19 protein-coding genes and 1 riboswitch are annotated in these 18,837 nt (G+C 29.4%); of the genes, 14 read left to right on the top strand and 5 right to left on the bottom strand.

Annotation, left to right across the window (positions count from 1 at the left end; genetic code table 11):
• The first annotated feature begins 9 nt into the window (after positions 1-9).
• Genes murA through DY249_RS03545 form a run of 3 tightly spaced genes read left to right on the top strand, consistent with a single transcriptional unit; the run spans position 10 to position 4,064 of the window.
• Positions 10-1,284 carry a UDP-N-acetylglucosamine 1-carboxyvinyltransferase gene (murA, locus tag DY249_RS03555; RefSeq protein WP_101540159.1) on the top strand — a complete coding sequence of 425 codons (1,275 nt, stop codon included), beginning with the start codon at positions 10-12 and terminating at the stop codon, positions 1,282-1,284.
• A gap of 4 nt (positions 1,285-1,288) precedes the next feature.
• Complete coding sequence (gene recD2 / locus DY249_RS03550; RefSeq protein ID WP_101540158.1) at positions 1,289-3,445, top strand: SF1B family DNA helicase RecD2; 2,157 nt, start codon at positions 1,289-1,291, stop codon at positions 3,443-3,445.
• On the top strand, positions 3,438-4,064 hold the full coding sequence (locus tag DY249_RS03545) for a ComF family protein (protein ID WP_101540157.1): 627 nt from the start codon (positions 3,438-3,440) through the stop codon (positions 4,062-4,064). The genes recD2 and DY249_RS03545 overlap by 8 nt, the downstream gene beginning before the upstream one ends.
• Here the strand turns inward: DY249_RS03545 and DY249_RS03540 are convergent.
• The 4 genes from DY249_RS03540 to DY249_RS03525 form a co-directional block, all read right to left on the bottom strand.
• Positions 4,061-4,630: a hypothetical protein gene (locus DY249_RS03540; RefSeq protein ID WP_115595207.1), complete on the bottom strand. Its 570-nt coding sequence runs from the start codon at positions 4,628-4,630 to the stop codon at positions 4,061-4,063. The two genes, DY249_RS03545 and DY249_RS03540, sit on opposite strands and share 4 nt — an antisense overlap.
• A gap of 84 nt (positions 4,631-4,714) precedes the next feature.
• A complete protein-coding gene (gene scfB / locus DY249_RS03535; protein WP_115595206.1) occupies positions 4,715-6,100 on the bottom strand; it encodes a thioether cross-link-forming SCIFF peptide maturase in 1,386 nt (461 codons plus the stop codon).
• A 79-nt stretch (positions 6,101-6,179) separates the two neighbouring features.
• Positions 6,180-6,329, bottom strand: coding sequence for a six-cysteine ranthipeptide SCIFF (gene scfA / locus DY249_RS03530; protein ID WP_101540154.1), 150 nt, complete (start codon positions 6,327-6,329; stop codon positions 6,180-6,182).
• A gap of 70 nt (positions 6,330-6,399) precedes the next feature.
• Positions 6,400-7,728, bottom strand: coding sequence for an aminotransferase class V-fold PLP-dependent enzyme (locus tag DY249_RS03525; protein WP_115595205.1), 1,329 nt, complete (start codon positions 7,726-7,728; stop codon positions 6,400-6,402).
• 185 nt (positions 7,729-7,913) lie between these two features.
• Between DY249_RS03525 and DY249_RS03520 the strand changes: the two genes are divergently transcribed.
• The 10 genes from DY249_RS03520 to DY249_RS03475 all read left to right on the top strand — a co-directional run bounded on the left by DY249_RS03520 (position 7,914) and on the right by DY249_RS03475 (position 17,411).
• Positions 7,914-8,189 carry a hypothetical protein gene (locus DY249_RS03520; protein ID WP_115595204.1) on the top strand — a complete coding sequence of 92 codons (276 nt, stop codon included), beginning with the start codon at positions 7,914-7,916 and terminating at the stop codon, positions 8,187-8,189.
• Entirely contained in the window at positions 8,108-8,392 is a 285-nt protein-coding gene (locus DY249_RS03515; protein WP_115595203.1) for a DUF5301 domain-containing protein, read from the top strand. Before DY249_RS03520 ends, DY249_RS03515 begins: the two co-directional genes overlap by 82 nt.
• A 75-nt stretch (positions 8,393-8,467) precedes the next feature.
• Positions 8,468-8,986 (top strand): adenine phosphoribosyltransferase, encoded by a 519-nt coding sequence (locus DY249_RS03510; protein WP_101540151.1) that lies wholly within the window; start codon positions 8,468-8,470, stop codon positions 8,984-8,986.
• Positions 8,987-9,145: 159 nt separating this feature from the next.
• The gene (locus DY249_RS03505; protein WP_115595202.1) at positions 9,146-10,063 is read left to right on the top strand and encodes a DnaJ domain-containing protein; all 918 of its coding nucleotides are present in this window, start codon (positions 9,146-9,148) and stop codon (positions 10,061-10,063) included.
• A 3-nt stretch (positions 10,064-10,066) separates the two neighbouring features.
• On the top strand, positions 10,067-12,652 hold the full coding sequence (gene clpB, locus DY249_RS03500) for an ATP-dependent chaperone ClpB (protein ID WP_115595201.1): 2,586 nt from the start codon (positions 10,067-10,069) through the stop codon (positions 12,650-12,652).
• Positions 12,653-12,796: 144 nt separating this feature from the next.
• Positions 12,797-14,917 (top strand): anaerobic ribonucleoside-triphosphate reductase, encoded by a 2,121-nt coding sequence (nrdD, locus tag DY249_RS03495; RefSeq protein WP_115595200.1) that lies wholly within the window; start codon positions 12,797-12,799, stop codon positions 14,915-14,917.
• Complete coding sequence (nrdG, locus tag DY249_RS03490) at positions 14,914-15,411, top strand: anaerobic ribonucleoside-triphosphate reductase activating protein (RefSeq protein ID WP_115595199.1); 498 nt, start codon at positions 14,914-14,916, stop codon at positions 15,409-15,411. The genes nrdD and nrdG overlap by 4 nt, the downstream gene beginning before the upstream one ends.
• A gap of 27 nt (positions 15,412-15,438) precedes the next feature.
• Complete coding sequence (locus tag DY249_RS03485) at positions 15,439-16,029, top strand: LemA family protein (protein ID WP_115595198.1); 591 nt, start codon at positions 15,439-15,441, stop codon at positions 16,027-16,029.
• A gap of 8 nt (positions 16,030-16,037) precedes the next feature.
• Positions 16,038-16,895, top strand: coding sequence for a TPM domain-containing protein (locus tag DY249_RS03480; protein WP_115595197.1), 858 nt, complete (start codon positions 16,038-16,040; stop codon positions 16,893-16,895).
• 9 nt (positions 16,896-16,904) lie between these two features.
• Entirely contained in the window at positions 16,905-17,411 is a 507-nt protein-coding gene (locus tag DY249_RS03475; protein WP_115595196.1) for a nucleoside 2-deoxyribosyltransferase, read from the top strand.
• A gap of 15 nt (positions 17,412-17,426) precedes the next feature.
• On the opposite strand, the gene DY249_RS03470 is transcribed toward DY249_RS03475, so the two are convergent.
• Entirely contained in the window at positions 17,427-17,957 is a 531-nt protein-coding gene (locus tag DY249_RS03470; protein WP_101540143.1) for a folate family ECF transporter S component, read from the bottom strand.
• Between the two features lie 19 nt (positions 17,958-17,976).
• Positions 17,977-18,069: riboswitch (THF riboswitch) on the bottom strand.
• A gap of 46 nt (positions 18,070-18,115) precedes the next feature.
• On the opposite strand from DY249_RS03470, the gene DY249_RS03465 reads away from it, so the two are divergent.
• On the top strand, positions 18,116-18,718 hold the full coding sequence (locus DY249_RS03465) for a DNA-3-methyladenine glycosylase (protein WP_115595195.1): 603 nt from the start codon (positions 18,116-18,118) through the stop codon (positions 18,716-18,718).
• Positions 18,719-18,837 lie beyond the last annotated feature (119 nt).

Here is an 18,837-nt window from a genome sequence, read left to right as displayed (position 1 = left end):
GAAAATTAAATGGATAAAAAAGAAATTTTAGTAATAAATGGTGGTGGTCCTTTAGAAGGTGAAGTTACTATTTCAGGTGCAAAAAATTCTGCATTGCCAATACTTGCAGCCTGTGTATTGGGAACAGAAGAAATAATCTTAGATGGTGTACCAGATCTAAAAGATGTAGAAATAATGATAGAAGTTCTTAGACATCTTGGTTCAAAAGTAGAGTATATATCTGAAGATTCTGTTAGAATTGATTCATCAGAGTTAAATACTTGTGAAACTCCTTTTGAGTTGATGGATAAGATGAGAGCATCTTTTGTCGTAATGGGACCTCTTTTATCAAGATTTAAAGAAGCCTATACAAAAGCTCCTGGTGGATGTAATATAGGAGCTCGTCCCATAGACTTACATTTAAAAGGATTTGAGGCACTAGGTGCTACTAATATAGTAAATGATGATGAAATTTCAATAAAAACTGATGGTAAATTAATTGGAAATGAAGTTTATTTAGACTTTCCATCAGTAGGAGCTACTCAAAATATAATGATGGCTGCAACCTTAGCTAACGGAGTAACCACAATAGAAAATGCTGCAAAGGAACCAGAAATAGTTGACCTTGCATCATTTTTATCAAAAATGGGAGCAAAAATTAAAGGAGCTGGTACATCTACTATTACTATAGAAGGAGTAGAAAAACTAACAGGTACCCGCCATACAATCATTCCTGATAGAATAGAAGCAGCAAGTTATATGATAGCTGCAGCTATGACAAAAGGTAATGTTACAATCAATAATGTAATAGGTTCTCATATTAGACCGGTTATTGCTAAACTAATTGAAATGGGTGCTGAAGTTGATGAAATAGACGATGAGGATATTATAAAAGTTAAAGTTAATAAGAAACTTAAACCAACAAATATTCAAACACTTCCTTATCCAGGATTTCCAACTGATGCTCAAGCTCAATTTATGGCGTTAATGACAATTTGTGATGGAGAAAGTAAAATCCAAGAAACAGTATTTGAAAATAGATTTATGCATGTTGAACAATTAAATAAAATGGGAGCAGCGATTGCTACAAGTGGTAATCGAGCTACTATTGTAGGTGTAGATAAACTACATGGTGCAGATGTACGTGCAACAGATCTTAGAGCAGGAGCAGCTTTAGTAATTGCAGCTTTGATTGCAGAAGGTGAAACTAGAGTTTCTGATATATACCATATTGATCGTGGTTATAGTAATATAGTAGAAAAATTTACTAATCTTGGAGCAGATATCAAGAGAGTAGAAATATAATAAAATGAAAATAGAAGGCATAGTTACCAACATAATTTATAGAAATGAAGACAATGGATACAACATTATTGTTGTAGAAACATCTGATTCTGATATAACTTGTGTTGGAACTATGCCTTTTTTTGATCAAGGGGATAATGTAGAAGTAATAGGTGAACTTATTTATCATGATAAATACGGTGAACAAATGAATGTAAGCTCAATAAAATTATTAAAACCTTCAGGTAAGGATGCTATAATTAATTATCTATCAAATGCAAATATAAAAGGCATAGGTAGAAAAACAGCAAAACAAATATATAGTGAGTTTGGAGAAGACTCAATAGATATTGTATATAATGATCCTGAAAAATTAAAAACTATATCAGGTATAGGAAAAAAAAAGATAGAAGATATAAAACTTACGACTGAGCAAACAAAAGATTCTAGAAGTAGCTTATTGTATTTACAAAGTTTAAATATTTCTTATAAATTATCTATGAAAATATATAAGCTATATGGAGAGGATACCATAGATATAATAAAATTGAATCCTTATAAACTTGTGGATGATATAAGTGGAGTTGGATTTACTATGGCTGATAATATAGCTCGTAATATGCAAATAAATTCAAACTCAGCCTTTAGGATTTCTGCTGGTATAAGTCATATTTTAAATTATGAATCGGAGTTAAACGGTCACACAACTATAAAGAAAGATTTTTTAATTAATAAAGTTAGTAAACTTTTAAAAGTAAATACTATAGAAGTTAGTGATCAAATTAAAAAAGATAGCATAACTGGAAAGCTATATATAGTTGAGATAAATGATGAAGAATTTGTATATAAGAAATCTCTTTATAAGGCTGAAAAGTATATAGCAATGACCTTAAAGCAAAAAAAAGATAGTCAATATATATTTGATGTAAACATTGACGAAGATCTCAGTGTTTTTTCAAAAGAACAACAGACAGCAATTACAGAAGCTTTTAAAAATATGCTTATGGTTATAACCGGAGGACCAGGTACTGGTAAAACCACAATTATAAATGCTATAAAAAAAATATTAAATAATAATGATTTGACATACTCATTACTTGCACCTACTGGCAGAGCTGCAAAAAGGATACAAGAATCTACAGGAGATGAAGCTTATACTATACATAGATTGCTAGGTATAAAACCAGATGAGTCTTTAGCAGAATATAATGAAGAAAATCCAATAGATAAAGATTATATAATTGTAGATGAAATGAGTATGGTTGATATTTATTTGATGGAATCATTAATAAGTGCAATTTCTCCAAATACCGCCTTAATTATGGTAGGTGATAGTAATCAGTTGCCATCGGTTGGTCCTGGAAATGTTTTAGCTGATATAATCAATACTGACATAAAAACAATAAAACTAAAAAAAATATTTAGACAGGGTCTTAAGTCAAATATAATAGTAAACGCTCATAAGATAAATAAGGGAGAGTATCCTATATTAAACGAATTAGGAAAAGACTTCTTTTTTATAGAGGCAAATAAGAATAATTTTAGTCAAGTCTTAGCAGATTTAGTAAATAATCGATTGCCAAAATTCTATGGTCTAGATAAGATAAAAGATATTCAGATTCTCTGTCCTAGTAAGAAAACAGCTTGGGGATCTACAAATATAAATAATAATATTCAAAATATTCTAAATCCTTCAGATAAAAAAATTGTTATAAATGAAAAAAATTTTAAACTTAATGATAAAGTGATGCAGATTAGAAATAATTATGATTTAGTAGCAGAAAATAGCTTAACTTATTCTGAGGGAGTTTATAACGGAGATATAGGTTTTATAAATGTAATTGACCAAGAAGATGAGAAACTAAAAGTAGAATTTTATGATGGTTCAGTAGTAACTTATAAAAAAGAAGATATAAAAGATTTAGATTTATCATACGCAATAACAATTCATAAGTCTCAAGGTTCAGAATTTGACTGTGTTATAATACCTATGATGCAGGTTGCGCCCATGCTTTTAACAAGAAATTTACTTTACACAGGGGTGACTCGTGCTAAAAAACTAGTTGTGCTTGTAGGTGAAAAACGAATTATTAAACAAATGGTTGATAATAATTTTTCTAATCAGAGATATACAAACTTAAGTTATTGGATAAATGAAATGGAGAATGTAGAAAATGATTGATTTTCTATTTTTAGATAAAAATATATGCTATTCTTGCAAAGAAAATGAAATTTATGATTATTTTTTGTGCAAAGATTGCTTAAAAAAATTAGATTACGTTGCAAATAGCTTTATTTTAGATAAGTATGAAGCTCATACAGTATATTTTTACAATGACTTTATGAAAAAATTAATAGGAGATTATAAATTTAATCGTAATACCTCACTTGCTAAATTTTTTTCCAGTATTCTATACAATTATGGGAAAAAATATAATTTGTTTGACTGTGACTATATTTTACCATCTCCTAGTTCTAAGAATACTTTAAATAATAGAGGATTTGATCATATAAAAATGATAACTAATCATTTTATAAATGATGTTCCTTGCCAATATTTAGAAGGTTTTAAGAAAATTAAAAATACTAAAGCTCAACATAATCTAAATAGAGATGAAAGGTCTAAAAACTTAGAAAATGCTTTTTACTATAATGGTAACCTATCAAATAAAACCGTTCTTTTAATAGATGATTTAATCACTACAGGAAATACAGCTAATGAAATAATAAAAGTTTTAGAAAATCACAAAGTAAAAGAGGTGAAGGTATTATCTATCACCTCTGAACGTAGGGTTAACTAAATTGTATTTGGATTTCTAAAACCAAAGTACCAAATTGCCCATAAAATAATTACTAGTAATACCCAGAACCACCAGTTTGAATAAAAAGGTTTATCTTCGCTAGCCTTATTTTTTGAGTTCTTAATATCATCTTTGGAATTATTTTTATGGTTATGGTGAGTTTTATCTCCTTCTGCATTTACTCTTTTATAATCTGAAGTATCAACTTTTTCATCATTATTTGCTTCTTTATCTTCTTTATGATGATTTAATTCATCAAAATCATTTTTAACTTCTGTATTAGCGTGGTCTACATCACTTTCTATTTTATTTTTTGCTTGGTCAATCTCATTTTTATTTTCATTTTTTACATAATTGAAGTCGTTTTCAACATTAGTTTTTGCATGTTCAACATCACTTTCGAATCTATCTTTATCCTCGATAACTTCTTTTTTAATATTATCATTTGTATTCTCAAATGATTCTTTGATATTTTCTCCTGCTTTATCAAAATCTTCTTTAATATTCTTTTTTTCTGATTTATTATTGTTGCCGGATTCAAATGTTCTTTTGTTGTTATCTGTCATAATATCCCTCCCAAAATTATTTATACAATAAAAATACCCAATAATATATTTATTATTCAAATATATTACTAGGTATTAACAATTTTAGGCTATAACTTCACTTTCTTGTGAGTTTTTCATATATTCATAGATTTTAATTGCTATTGCCATTTCAATTCTTTTTCTAAATAATTTACATGAGTAATTGTGGGTCTTATTTATATCACCATTTGCATTGTAATTATTGGCTGCACATCCACCTGAACAGTACATATTAGCCCAGCAACCTTTGCATTCTTCTTTAGAATAACAGTTACAAGTTTTAAATTGATTTACTAGATCATCACGAAGAATACCATCATCTAAATTTCCTAAAACAAAGTCATCATTTCCTACAAATTGGTGGCAAGGATATAAAGTACCAGTAGGGGTAACTGCTATATATTCTGTTCCAGAACCACATCCTGATAGTCTTTTGTGTGCACAAGGACCATTTTCTAAGTCTATCATATAATGATAAAAAATAAATTCATCATTATTATCTATAGATTCCATTATCATATCTGCTAATTTTTCGTATTGTTTATATAAAATTTCTAGATCTTTATCTTTTAAAGCATAGTCAGAATCTTTATTTCCTACAACTGGCTCTAGAGATGTTCTTTTAAATCCTAAATTTAAATATGTTTTTATATCTTCGGTAAAATCTAGATTATTGGCGGTATATGTACCACGCATATAGTATTCTTTATCACCACGTTTATTTACAAAGTTTTGGAATTTTGGTACTACTGTTTCAAATGAACCTTTACCACCGATAGTTTTCCTAAACTCATCATGTACTTCTTGTCTTCCATCTAGGGAAAGAACAACATTTTTCATATTTTCATTTAAATAATCTATTTTATCATCATCTAAAAGCATACCATTTGTAGTTAGGGTAAAGTTAAAATGCTTATTGTATTTATCTTCAAGACTTCTTGCATAATCAACTGTTTGAGTAACTACATCCCAGTTCATAAGTGGTTCTCCACCAAAGAAATCTACATCAAGGTTGTAGTGATTACCGGAATTTGCAATTAGAAAATCTATGGCTTCTTTAGCAGTATCTATAGTCATAATTGCATCTGGTCCATGGTATTTACCACCTTTTGCAAAGCAATATTCACAAGAAAGATTGCATGTGTGAGCAACGTTTAAACAAATTGCTTTTACACTTGTAGGTCTTTTTGTAACATCTATTGCAAGATCAGAAAAATTATCTGTGGTAAATAACATACCTTCATGTTCTAATTCTTTTACTTCATTATACGCTTCATAAAATTGATCATCAGTAAGATTATATGTAGATAAAGTATTTTTTATTTCTTCTTTTGAGTGATCTTCATATAATGAAATAATTTCATAAGTAACATCATCAACAGCATGCACAGATCCACTATATGTATCTAAAACTATATTAAAGCCTTTGGCCTTATATTGGTGTATCATATTTTCTCCTTAATTTGTGATATAGCTATTATACTAAAACAATAGGAAATATTAAAGAAAAAAAATAAGGGTTAATCCCTTATTTTTCTTTTTTGCTAACACATTCTTGGTTAGCTACTCCACAGCTTGTTTTACAAGCTGATTGGCAAGATGTTTGGCATTCACCGCATCCGCCATCTTTTTTTGATTTATGGAGATTTCTTGTATTAAGTGTTACAATTCTTTGCATATGTATTCTCCTTATATTTTATATATGTAGCTTTTATACATATTTATAATAACAGTTACAAAAAAAAATGTCAATCTATTATTAATACATCTGTTGAAATATTTAAAGAAATGCCATTATTGAACATATTATTAATAGTTTTTATTATTGTACTATCAATCACTTCACCGGGTACAACTAAGGGAATGCCCGGTGGATATGCATAGATAAATTGACCTGAAATTCTATTTTTTGCATTATTTATATTTATACATTTTTTTTTGCTTAGCTGAGCATCTTTTATACTTTTTATAGTTTCTGGTATAAAATATGAAAAATTGCTAGCATTTTCTCCGCTGTCTAGATTTTCATCAATTTTTATCAAAGCTTCCTTTAACCTATCAAAACCAATTTTTTTATCAAAAATCGTGGAAATAAGTAATGCATATGATGGATAGGACATTTCTATTTCTATTTTCTCTTGTTTTAATAAACTTTGAAGCATGTCACCATTTATATTACTATTATTAGTAGAAATCAATATTTTTGACTTATCTTTATTAGGATGTTCTATTAATTTTAGATGCTTTAATTTTAAAGTATAGAGTTCATCTAAATTTTCTTTCATTATTTTATACAAATCGTTAAATTTGCAATAATTATTAACCATATCATCAATAGATTGCATAATAATATAAGATGGAGATGATGTTTGAAAAATAGCCATGTTCCTTTGTATTTCTGAGAAATACTTTTTGTTATTAATAAAGACACATGCTGCAGGTGTTAGTGCAGATAAATTTTTGTGAAATGAAGTTATTGCTATATCAAAATAATTCTGCCACATATTATTAAGTAGAAAATGTGAACCATGGGCAAGATCTACAATTAAAGGTACCTTTTGTTTTTGACATTCTTTATAAATTTTTTCTAAATCTATTATATATCCTTCATAAGAAGGTGATGTTACAATTACTGCAGAAAAGTCCTTGCTTCTTATTTTTTTATAAAAATCTTCGTAATCTATATCAACTACAGCATTTTCTTCACTTAATACTACATCAATATATGATGGATTTAAATTATTTAATTCAATTGCATTATAAATCGCCTTATGAGATGAACGCTGAATTAATATATTATTATTTTCATAAGTTAAAGCTCTAATGGTAGCTAGTATCCCACAGGTAGATCCATTGGTAGAAATAATTGCGTTTTTAACTCCATAAATTTCTGCAATTTTTTTGTTAAGGTCTAGTAAAATATCTCCAGGGTCATTTAAATTATCAAAACCTTCAATCTCAGTCAAATCTCTTTGATATGGTAAATCATCTCTTAAGATATCAGTTCTTTTTGAACCAGGCATATGAAAAGGATAGTAATCATTTTTTAAATATTCATCAAGTTTTTTATTTAACATATTTGCTCCTAGTAATACTTTACAGTAGTATTTATATTAAACTAGCGATTTAAAGAAAATGAAATAATTTAAATATATTCATATATTATAGAATTAGAATGATTTTAATATATAAAATCTGGTGTAGTAACGATTAAAATTCTATTATTAATAAGGTCAATAATTTTAGATAAGGAAAAAAATTTATGACAAAAAATAAAAAATGGATACTGTTAATTACTATCATTGTTGGGATTTTTTTAATTAGAAATTATAATTCGCATCCTAGGCATGCAAAGATTCCTAAATTAGAGAATATTATTAAAATCACGTTGATTGATATTAATAATGGTAAAGGAGTTAAGAAAATTACAATTGATAAAAAGTCTGATGTAAATAAATTCTTAGATATATTAAAAAAATCAAAAAAACAAATGAATATAGTGTTTCTGACCTTTCTAATAAAGATAGATATACTATAGTTATGTTTAAACTATCAGAAGGTGGAAAAATTATTAATTCAATATATGAAGAAAATAACAGCGTTTATTTTGAACAAGCGTATTATGGTATTTTTAAATTAGATTATGAAAATACAGAAGAATTAAAAAAAACAATTGATAATAAAGGAAAGAAACAAGATATACTAGTAAATATAGATGATATTTTTAAAGATGATTTTTAAAGCATATGTTTACTAATCCCAAACTATTAATATAAAGTTTTGTCACAATAGGGTATAATCAATATGGAGGATAGAATGGATTTAAAATCAAAAATTAGAGTTATTGAAGGATATCCAGTAGAGGGAGTATCTTTTAAAGATATCACAACTTTATTAAAAGATAAGAAAGCTTACAAACAATCTTTAGATATGCTAGAAAAAGAACTAAAAGATTTAGACTTTGACTATATTATAGGAATTGAATCTCGTGGATTTATTTTTGGGGCACCGCTTGCTGATAGATTGGATAAAGGTTTTGTTCCAATTAGAAAACCAGGAAAACTTCCAGGAGAAATAGAAAAGATTTCTTATGAGCTAGAATATGGTAGTAATGAACTAGAAATGCACAAAGACGCTATTAGCAAAGGTGATAGAGTAATTATTATCGATGATTTAATTGCGACAGGTGGATCAGCACAAGCAGCTGCAAAGCTAGTTGAATCATTAGGTGCAGAAGTGATAGCATTTGAGTTTTTAATAGAATTAGAAGATTTAAATGGTAGAGAAGCTTTAGAAGATTATAAAGTAATATCTTTAGTAACATATGATCATTAAAACAAGAGCCTTCAATTGAAGGCTCTATATCTATATATTAAATAAGAGTTTCAATATTATAAAAAAAAGAAAAAAATACTTGAATATATATACACTAGTGGTATAGTTTAATTAAGGTCAGGGATGGTCAAATAATAAAGATAAAATGATGGAGGTAGCATGAAATATAGAGATTATTATGAAGTATTAGGGGTTGATAAAAAAGCAAGTGATGCTGATATTAAAAAGGCGTATAGAAAGCTTGCCAAAAAGTATCATCCAGACCTTCATCCAGATGATAAAGACGCAGCAGAAAAATTTAGTGAAATCAATGAAGCGTATGAAGTATTATCTGATCCACAAAAACGTAAAAAATATGATAGGTTTGGAAATAGCGCAAACTTCTCAGGTGGTCAAAACTTTGATCCAAGTGATTTTGGATTTGATTTTGGAAACTTTGGAAACGGATCTTACACATATACTGCAGGATCTGATAGTGGTTTTTCAGATTTTTTTGATGGATTATTTGGAAGCTTTGCTAGAAATACTTACCAAAGAGCAGGTTCAAGAAAATCTTCAAAAGCAACGAGTGCTAAGAAAAAAACTACAATTAATACAAACATTGAGCTTAGCATAGCTGAAGCTGAAGCTGGAATAAATAAATCTGTTGCAATAAAGCATAACAATCAAATTAAAAATATAGAAATAAGTGTACCTGCGGGTATTAAGAATAATAATAAAATTAAAGTTGATGGCTCAAAATACGGTATAAATGCCTTTATTTTAGCTAAAATAATCATCAAAGATGAAGAAAATAGAAAACTTGATGGAATAGATATTATTCAGAGGGAAAAAGTATACCCTTGGCAAGCTTATTTTGGAACTAAGAAAAAAGTTTCCACACCAAAAGGTAGCTTGATGGTAACTATCCCAGAGAAAGTAAATTCCGGTCAAAAAATAAGGCTTAAAGGATATGGATATAAGGATAGAAAAAATAATACAGGTGATCTAATTTTAGAAATAATTATAGACAATCCTGCAGAAATCAATGAAGAAATGCATGAATTATATGAAAAACTTAATGAAATAAGGGGCTAAATTATGGATTATAATAAATTTACACAAAAATCATTAGAAGCATTTAATAATGCAAATAGTTATGCTATTAAAAATAGCAATCCAGAAGTAAATGAAATACATTTAAACTATGCTTTAATAGAGAATTCTGATTCTATAGTTTCTCAAATAATAAAAACTATGGATATTGATTTTGAAAATTATAGAAATGATATAAGAAGTATTATGGATAGATTACCACAAACAAACGGTGGTTCTGACATCTATCCTACTCAAACTCTTTCTAGAATTTTATTAAAAAGTGAAGATGAGGCAGATAATATGGGAGATAGTTTTGTATCTATGGAACATATTTTCGCATCATTATTAAATGAAAAAACTCAAGTGAGCGATATTAATAAAAGATATGGTCTAAGATATAGAGATTTTAAAAATTCTATAGATAAGGTCAGGAAAGGTCAAAAAGTGATTACTGAAAATCCAGAAGAAACAAATAATCCATTAGAAAAGTTTGGTAGAGATCTAACCAAAGAAGCTAGAGAAGGTAAGATTGACCCAGTTATTGGTCGTGATAGTGAGATTAGAAATGCACTTAGAATTTTATCAAGACGTAAAAAAAATAATCCTGTTTTAATTGGTAATCCAGGTGTTGGTAAAACGGCAATTGTAGAAGGACTTGCACAAAGAATTGTAAATAACGATGTGCCAGAACCACTTCAAGGTAGAACAATTTTTTCTCTAGATATGGGTTCTTTAGTAGCTGGAGCAAAATACCGTGGTCAATTTGAAGAAAGACTAAAAGCAGTTTTGGAAGAGGTGCAAAAATCTGATGGCCAAATAATAATGTTTATAGACGAGATTCATACTTTGGTTGGAGCTGGAAAAACTGAGGGAGCTATGGATGCATCAAATATTATGAAACCAATGCTTGCTCGTGGAGAAATAAAAGTCATTGGTGCTACAACACTTAATGAATACAGAGAATATATAGAAAAAGACGGAGCACTTGAACGTCGTTTCCAAAAAGTAATGGTCAATGAACCTAGTATTGAAGATACTATTAGTATTTTAAGAGGTATCAAGGATAAGTATGAAATATTCCACGGCATTCGTATTCAAGATAGTGCAGTAATTGCTGCTGCAGAATTATCTGACAGATATATTACAGATAGATTTTTACCAGATAAGGCTATAGATCTTATGGATGAGGCATGTGCAACAGTTCGTACAGAAATTGATACAATGCCAACTTACCTTGACGAACAAAAAAGAAAATTACTTCAATTACAAATTGAAATTACAGCACTTAAAAAAGAAGAAGATGATTCGTCAAAAGAAAGACTTTCAATTTTAGAAAAGGAACTAGCCGACTTATCAGAAAAATACGATGAAGATTTCTTAAAATGGAAGGAACAAAAATCTTCTATAGATGATGTAAAAAATATAAAAGAAGAAATTGATAAGATCAAAAATGAAATAGATCAAGCTGAGAGGTCTTATGATTTTGAAAAACTTTCCGAGTTACGTTATGGTACATTACCAGCCTTAGAAGAAAAATTAAAAAAAGCAAGCGAATTATCACAAAAAGATAATGAAGATTCTATAAAAGAACAAGTAACTGAAGAAGATGTAGCAGATGTTGTAAGCAACTGGACAGGCATACCTGTTTCAAAACTTGTGGAAAGCGAAAGAAGTAAGATTTTAAGCTTACCAGAAAAACTACACGAAAGAGTAATAGGCCAAGATCAAGCTATAAGCGCAGTTTCAGATGCAATTATTAGAGCAAGATCAGGATTAAAAGATGCATCAAAACCAATTGGATCCTTTATATTTTTAGGACCAACTGGTGTTGGTAAAACAGAGCTTGCAAAAGCACTTTCTGAAGCTATGTTTGATGATGAAAACCATATGATTAGAATCGATATGAGTGAGTATATGGAAAAATATTCTGTATCAAGATTAATTGGTGCTGCTCCTGGATATGTTGGCTATGAAGAAGGTGGACAATTAACAGAAGCCGTTCGCCGCATGCCATATTCAGTAATATTATTTGATGAAATAGAAAAAGCTCACCCAGATGTATTTAACATATTATTACAAGTACTAGATGATGGTAGACTTACAGATAGTATGGGTAGAACTGTAGACTTTAAAAATACTATTATAATTATGACATCAAATATAGGTAGCCAATATTTATTAGATGGACTTAAAGATGATGGAACAATAGATGAGGAAAATAAAAATCTTGTAGAAGAATCATTAAAGGCATCATTTAAACCGGAATTTTTAAATAGAATTGACGACATAGTTATGTTTAGCCCATTAACTAGTGATCAAGTTTATAATATAATTGATTTACAAATAAACGAAATTAGGAAAAGACTAAAAGATTTAAGTATAGATCTAGAAATCACACCGGCAGCTAAAGAATATATATTAGACCATTCTTATGATGTAGAGTTTGGAGCTAGACCAGTAAAAAGATACCTTCAATCTAATGTAGAAACCAAACTTGGTAGACTAATAATCGAAGGAAAAGTTGGAGCAAAAGATACAGCTGTTTTAGATGTGGATGAAAATAAAGAATTATCTTTTATAAAAAAATAAATAAATTTTAATCAAAAGAGATGTTTGCCTTTATTGCAACATCTCTTTTAATATCCTAGCTTTATAGTCTACAATACTATATATAGTATATAGTTTTATTTTATGACTATATATGGTATACTGCAAAAGTATAGGAGGAATAATATGTTACAAGTTGTAAAAAGAAATGGTAAAAAAGTTGCCTTTGATGAAAATAAAATATCTGCTGCTATCCTTAAGGCTATGGATTCTCCAAGCGGAGTATACATAAAAAATCAGCCAGAGCATATAGCGTACATTATAAAAGAAAAATATGAAGATGAAAGTGAAATTTCCATATATGATATAGAAGAAGCAGTTTATTATGAGTTGATTAAAAATAATAACCCAGCTACTGCTAGGGCCTATGAATCATATAAGTCAATTCAAGCTTATAAAAGAGAGCAAAATACATCTGATAATGATATATTAGGTTTGCTAAATCAAACAAATATTGATGTAATGGATGAAAATTCTAACAAAAATCCGTTAATAGCATCCACTCAAAGAGACTTAATAGCTGGTGAGGTTGCAAAAGATATAGCAAAAAGAAAACTGATCCCAGCCCACTTAGTAGAAGCTCATGAGTCAGGAGCTATACATATCCATGATCTAGACTATCTTATCCAACCAATTTTTAATTGCTGCCTAGTTGATATGAAAAATATGCTAGATCAAGGCACAGTTGTAAATGGAAAATTAATAGAAAGCCCTAAATCTTTTCAAGTAGCATGTAATGTTATGACACAAATAATTGCGCAAATTGCTTCTAACCAATATGGTGGTCAATCTATAAATATATCTTGCTTAAGTCCATATCTAAAAAAATCTTATGATAAAAATCTAAGATTAGCCAAAGAAACTTTGGCAAGCGAAGACCAAGCATTAGCTATGGCAGCTGCTATGACTCAAAAAGATTTGGAATCAGGCATACAAACTATCCAATATCAAATAAATACCCTTATGACTAGCAATGGTCAGGCTCCTTTTGTGACTTTATTTATGCACACTGATGAAAGTGACCCATACCTAGAAGAAACAGTAAAAATAATAGAAGAAGTCCTAAGACAAAGAATAAAGGGCATCAAAAACGAAGCGGGGGTTTATGTTACTCCAGCCTTTCCAAAATTAATCTATGTTTTAGATGAAAATAATATAAAAGAAAATAGTAAATATTATCAACTTACAAGACTTGCTGGAGAATGTACTGCAAAAAGAATGTATCCAGACTATATTTCTGCAAAAGAAATGAAGAAAAATTATGAGGGTAATGTATTTTCACCTATGGGCTGTAGAGCATTTCTTCCACCATATAAAGATAAAAATGGCAAATATAAATTTGACGGCAGATTTAATATGGGAGTATGTACTATCAATCTTCCTCAAATCGGCATTTTAGCCAAAAATGATGAAAAAAAATTCTTTGAAATATTAGAAAAAAGATTAGAACTTGTAAAAGAAGTGGGCCTTTTAAGGTATGAGCACTTAGCTAAGGTCACAAGTGATAGCTCTCCAATTCATTTTCAACATGGGGCTATAGCAAGGCTGCCAAAACATACACCAATAAAACCACTTCTTGAAAATGGTTATGCCACAGTAACCATTGGATATATTGGAATCTATGAAGCAAGTAAGCTTGTAACAGGCAAATCTCATACCAGTGATGAAGGAAAAGAGTTTGCTCTAAAAATTATGAAGCTTTTAAATGAGAAAAAAGAAAAATGGAGTGATCAATACAATATTGCCTTTGCTGTGTATGGTACACCGGCTGAAAGTCTTACCCATAGGTTTGCGAGCATTGATAAGGATAGGTTTGGAGAAATAGAGGATATAACTGATAAAGGATATTACACAAATTCCTTCCATGTAGATGTTAGAGAAGAGATAAGTATTTTTGAAAAGTTTGACTTTGAGGCAGAATTTCAGTCCCTATCTACAGGTGGTTGTATTTCATATGCAGAAATTCCAAATATGACATCAAATATTGATGCTATTATTACTATGATTAAATACATTTACGATCACATACAGTATGCAGAATTTAATACAAAATCCGATTATTGTAGCAAATGTGGTTTTGATGGTGAAATTTTGCTAGATGATGATAATAATTGGTACTGCCCAAACTGTGGGAATAAAGATAAATCTACACTGACAGTTGTTCGTAGAACATGCGGCTATCTTGGCGAAAATTTTTGGAATGAGGGAAGAACGAAGGAAATAAAAGCAAGGGTGCTTCATATATGAGATATGGTCAAATCAGACAATATGACATAGCAAATGGACCTGGCATACGTACAAGTATTTTTGTAACTGGTTGTAGCTTAAAATGCAAGAATTGTTTTAATAAAGATTATCAAGATCCAAATTATGGTAATCTATGGACTGAAGAAAACACACTACAGATTGTTAATTATTTAAAAAAAGATGAAATATCTGGACTAACAATTTTAGGTGGTGAACCTTTCGAAAATGCAGTAGATTTAATTGAAATTATAAGAAAAATAAAAGAACAAATAGATAAACCAATATGGATTTATTCTGGTTATATATACGAAATATTAATCAAAGATCCTATTCATAAAAAACTATTAGAAGAAGTAGACGTTTTAGTAGATGGTCCTTTCATTGATTCATTAAAAGATTTGACATTAAAGTTTAAAGGATCAGCTAATCAACGAATAATTGATGTTAATGCTAGCCTAGCAAATAATAGCATTATTCTTTTAAATGGGTATTAATATCTTATAAAAGATTTAGGAGGAATAATGAACAAAAGATACGAAAAAAGAAAAGGTTTTGGAGTTGTAGGAGGCATAATAGTAGTTTTAGCTATAATATTAATTCTAACTGTTCCTACTTACAACAGGCTAGCGGCAAGTCGTGAAAATGTCAACGAAGCTTATGCTCAAGTGCAAAATGTCGTTCAAAGAAGAGCAGACCTTATTCCAAACTTAGTAAACACAGTTAAAGGATATTCTGATTATGAAGGAGAAACATTAACAAGAATTACAGAGGCTCGTTCAGGAATTAATAAAGCTGATTCACCAAAAGAGTTGGCAGATGCCAATGAAGAACTGTCTCAAGCTGTTCGTGAAATGAATGTTGTGGTTGAAAACTATCCAGAATTAAAAGCAAATACTCAGTACACTCAGTTAATGGATGAGTTAGCAGGTTCTGAAAATAGAATATCTGTTGAACGTGGCAACTACAACCAAGCTGTAAAAGTATATAACACAGATTTGAAAAAATTTCCTACAAATATAATTGCAGGTTTTACTGGTTATAAAGAAGCTGAATATTTTGAAGCAAGCGCTAGTGCACAAGATGCACCAACAGTAGACTTTAATAATAAATAGGAGTTTTTATGAAAAGGAAAAAAATATTACAAGTTAACTTAGTAGCTTTATTTATGATGATCTTTTTTCCTTTATATTCTTTTGCAAGTATTCCATCTGCACCAACTAGTTTTTACCTAGATGAACTAGATATGCTAGATATGGAAACAAAAGAAAATATTACAAAAACAAATCATGAACTAGAACAAAAAACCGGTTCTCAAATAGTGGTTGCAACGATAAAGAATAATCAAAGATTGCCAGCAAGTGATCTAGCAGCAAAAATATTTAATGAATGGACTATAGGTGATCAAAGTAAAAAAAATGGAGTATTAATGCTGATAACTGAGGATGATCTTACAGGTAATAGAGAGATATTTATATCCACAGGTTATGGTATTGAAGGTAGGTTAAATGATGGTAAAGTGGGTAGGATCATAGATAATTTTATGATGGATGACCTAGAACAGGGAAACTACTCTAAAGCCATTAATGAAGGCTTTAATGCCTTAGTTGCAGAAGTTAGTGATGAGTATGGTGTAACATTAGATGGTAACTATGATTATTATTTAGACGTAAACAGCCAAAATTATTCTGGTGGTTTTAGCTTGGGAACATTATTTGTTATGCTTATATTTTTTATAATATTATCAAATGTATTCACTAGAATGAACCTTTACGGAGCTAGATCTCGTAGATATTATAGAAAATATCCACCTTATGGAAGAGGATACTATAATGATCCTTTTGATTCATCATATCATAGAGGATCAAATCCGTTTGGATCATCATTTGGCGGTGGATCTGCTGGAAGAGGTTCCTATTCTGGAGGATTTAAAGGTGGTGGAGGAACCACTGGTGGCGGTGGAGCCGGCAGAAGTTTTTAAGGAGAATAAATGAGAGGATATTTAGCAAGTCATTTTTTTAATGACGCTATGTACAAGTGGACAGAAGAAGTTGGACAATATATAGAGAATAATACCGAATTAGATCTATATGTTCCTCAAAGAAATGCAGATATTAATGACAAAAAGAATAACGATGATATTATCACAGATATTAAAATATCACAAGCCGATACTGACGAGTTAAAAAAATCAAATATTTTAATAGCGTGCCTTGATGGACTAACTATAGATGATGGTGTTGCTGGAGAAGTTATGGCTCATGGAGTTATGACCGAGCTTGAAAAAGAAAATAACATAGATTTTCCAAGAATGATCATAGGTATTATAACTGATATGAGATACTTAGGTACTGGAGAAAATAAACTATATAGAAATCTAATGATAGTAGGAAAAGTTAAAGAACATGGAGATCTTGTAGTTGGTTATCCAGGAGATGATTCTTATTTAGAAGAAATAGTAAGACTAATAAATGATTTTATAGATGAAAATAAATAAGCTCTAAGATATATCTTAGAGCTTTTCATATGCATATTTTTCAACTTTTGGAATAAGGATAATTAAAATAATTGCGTTTATTCCAGCTTCAACAGCATCTTTTAAAACATTGCGGATAACATAAAATAAATATGGGTTGGAATATAGATGAGTTAGCCACAAAGAGTCAAGTAAAAGCCTAATTCCCATAAAAACAACAATGGTGCTTGTGACACAAATCCAGTCTAATTTATTTTTAAAGTTTCTTTTAAAAATATTATAGGAAATAAATCCTGGTATTGCACCAATTAAAATGCTGCTTAATGTAAAGCCAGGATGAAATACCCCATCAGGTTTTATAAGCATTCCAACAACATCTGCAACTCCACCGGTTATTCCCCCAGCCAAAGGACCATATAAAATTCCAGCCATTATAGTTGGCAAGTAACCTAGACCAATTTTTGTACTAGCAAAAATAGTTATAGTTAGGAATCTCCTAAAAATAACAGTAAGAGCTGCAAAAATAGCCATCTTAGTGATCATGTTTACTGTAAGTTTATTTTTCATTTTTCCCCTTTCTATCAGAGGCAGCGGTTGCGATAGAAAATCACAGCTTATAAGCTTCGTTTAAGAACAACAACCCATTTCTTAACACTTAGTGCTTTCTATCTACTCTGATAATAATATGATAACATATATTTATAATAAATACATCAGAGGAGCTTATGTTAGATAAAAAATTTTTTAATAGAGATACATTACAAGTAGCGAAAGATTTATTAGGTAAAACTTTGATTAGAAATGACAACGGTATTATTTATAAAACAAAAATAGTAGAAACTGAAGCATATCTAGGTATAGAAGATAGGGCAGCCCACACATTTGCTGATAAAAAAACACAAAGAAATAAAATCATGTATGAAGATGCTGGTACTATTTACGTTTATCAAACTTATGGTATACATTTTATGCTTAATTTTGTAACTTTAGAAAAAGGGAGGCCTGAAGCTGTACTTATTAGAGGAGTTGAACCTTTAAATGAGTTTGATAATATTGGTATAAATCGTTTTGGAAAAGTATTTAAGGAATTATCAACATATCAAAAGAAAAATCTAACCAATGGTCCAGGAAAATTAACAAAAGCTTTAAATATAGATAAAAATTTAAATGGAAAAAATTTATTTGGGAAGCAATTATATTTAGAAAATAATAAAGATAATTTTGAAATAGTTAGTGATAAAAGAATTGGCATAGACTATGCCAAAGAAGCCATAGACTATCCCTATAGATTTTATATAAAAGATAATAGTTATGTATCAGTTTTCTAGATGATTACTATTGGATTAATAGACTTTAATATTTATATATTTGAATAAGCTATAGCAATTAGATATAATTAGCTTAACACAAGGTGTGCATTCTCTGAGACGAGAAATCGAACTCTTTA

Source organism: Anaerococcus octavius (genome assembly GCF_900445265.1).
GTDB classification, from domain to species: domain Bacteria; phylum Bacillota; class Clostridia; order Tissierellales; family Peptoniphilaceae; genus Anaerococcus; species Anaerococcus octavius.
This window is presented reverse-complemented; position numbering and strand designations above follow the sequence as displayed.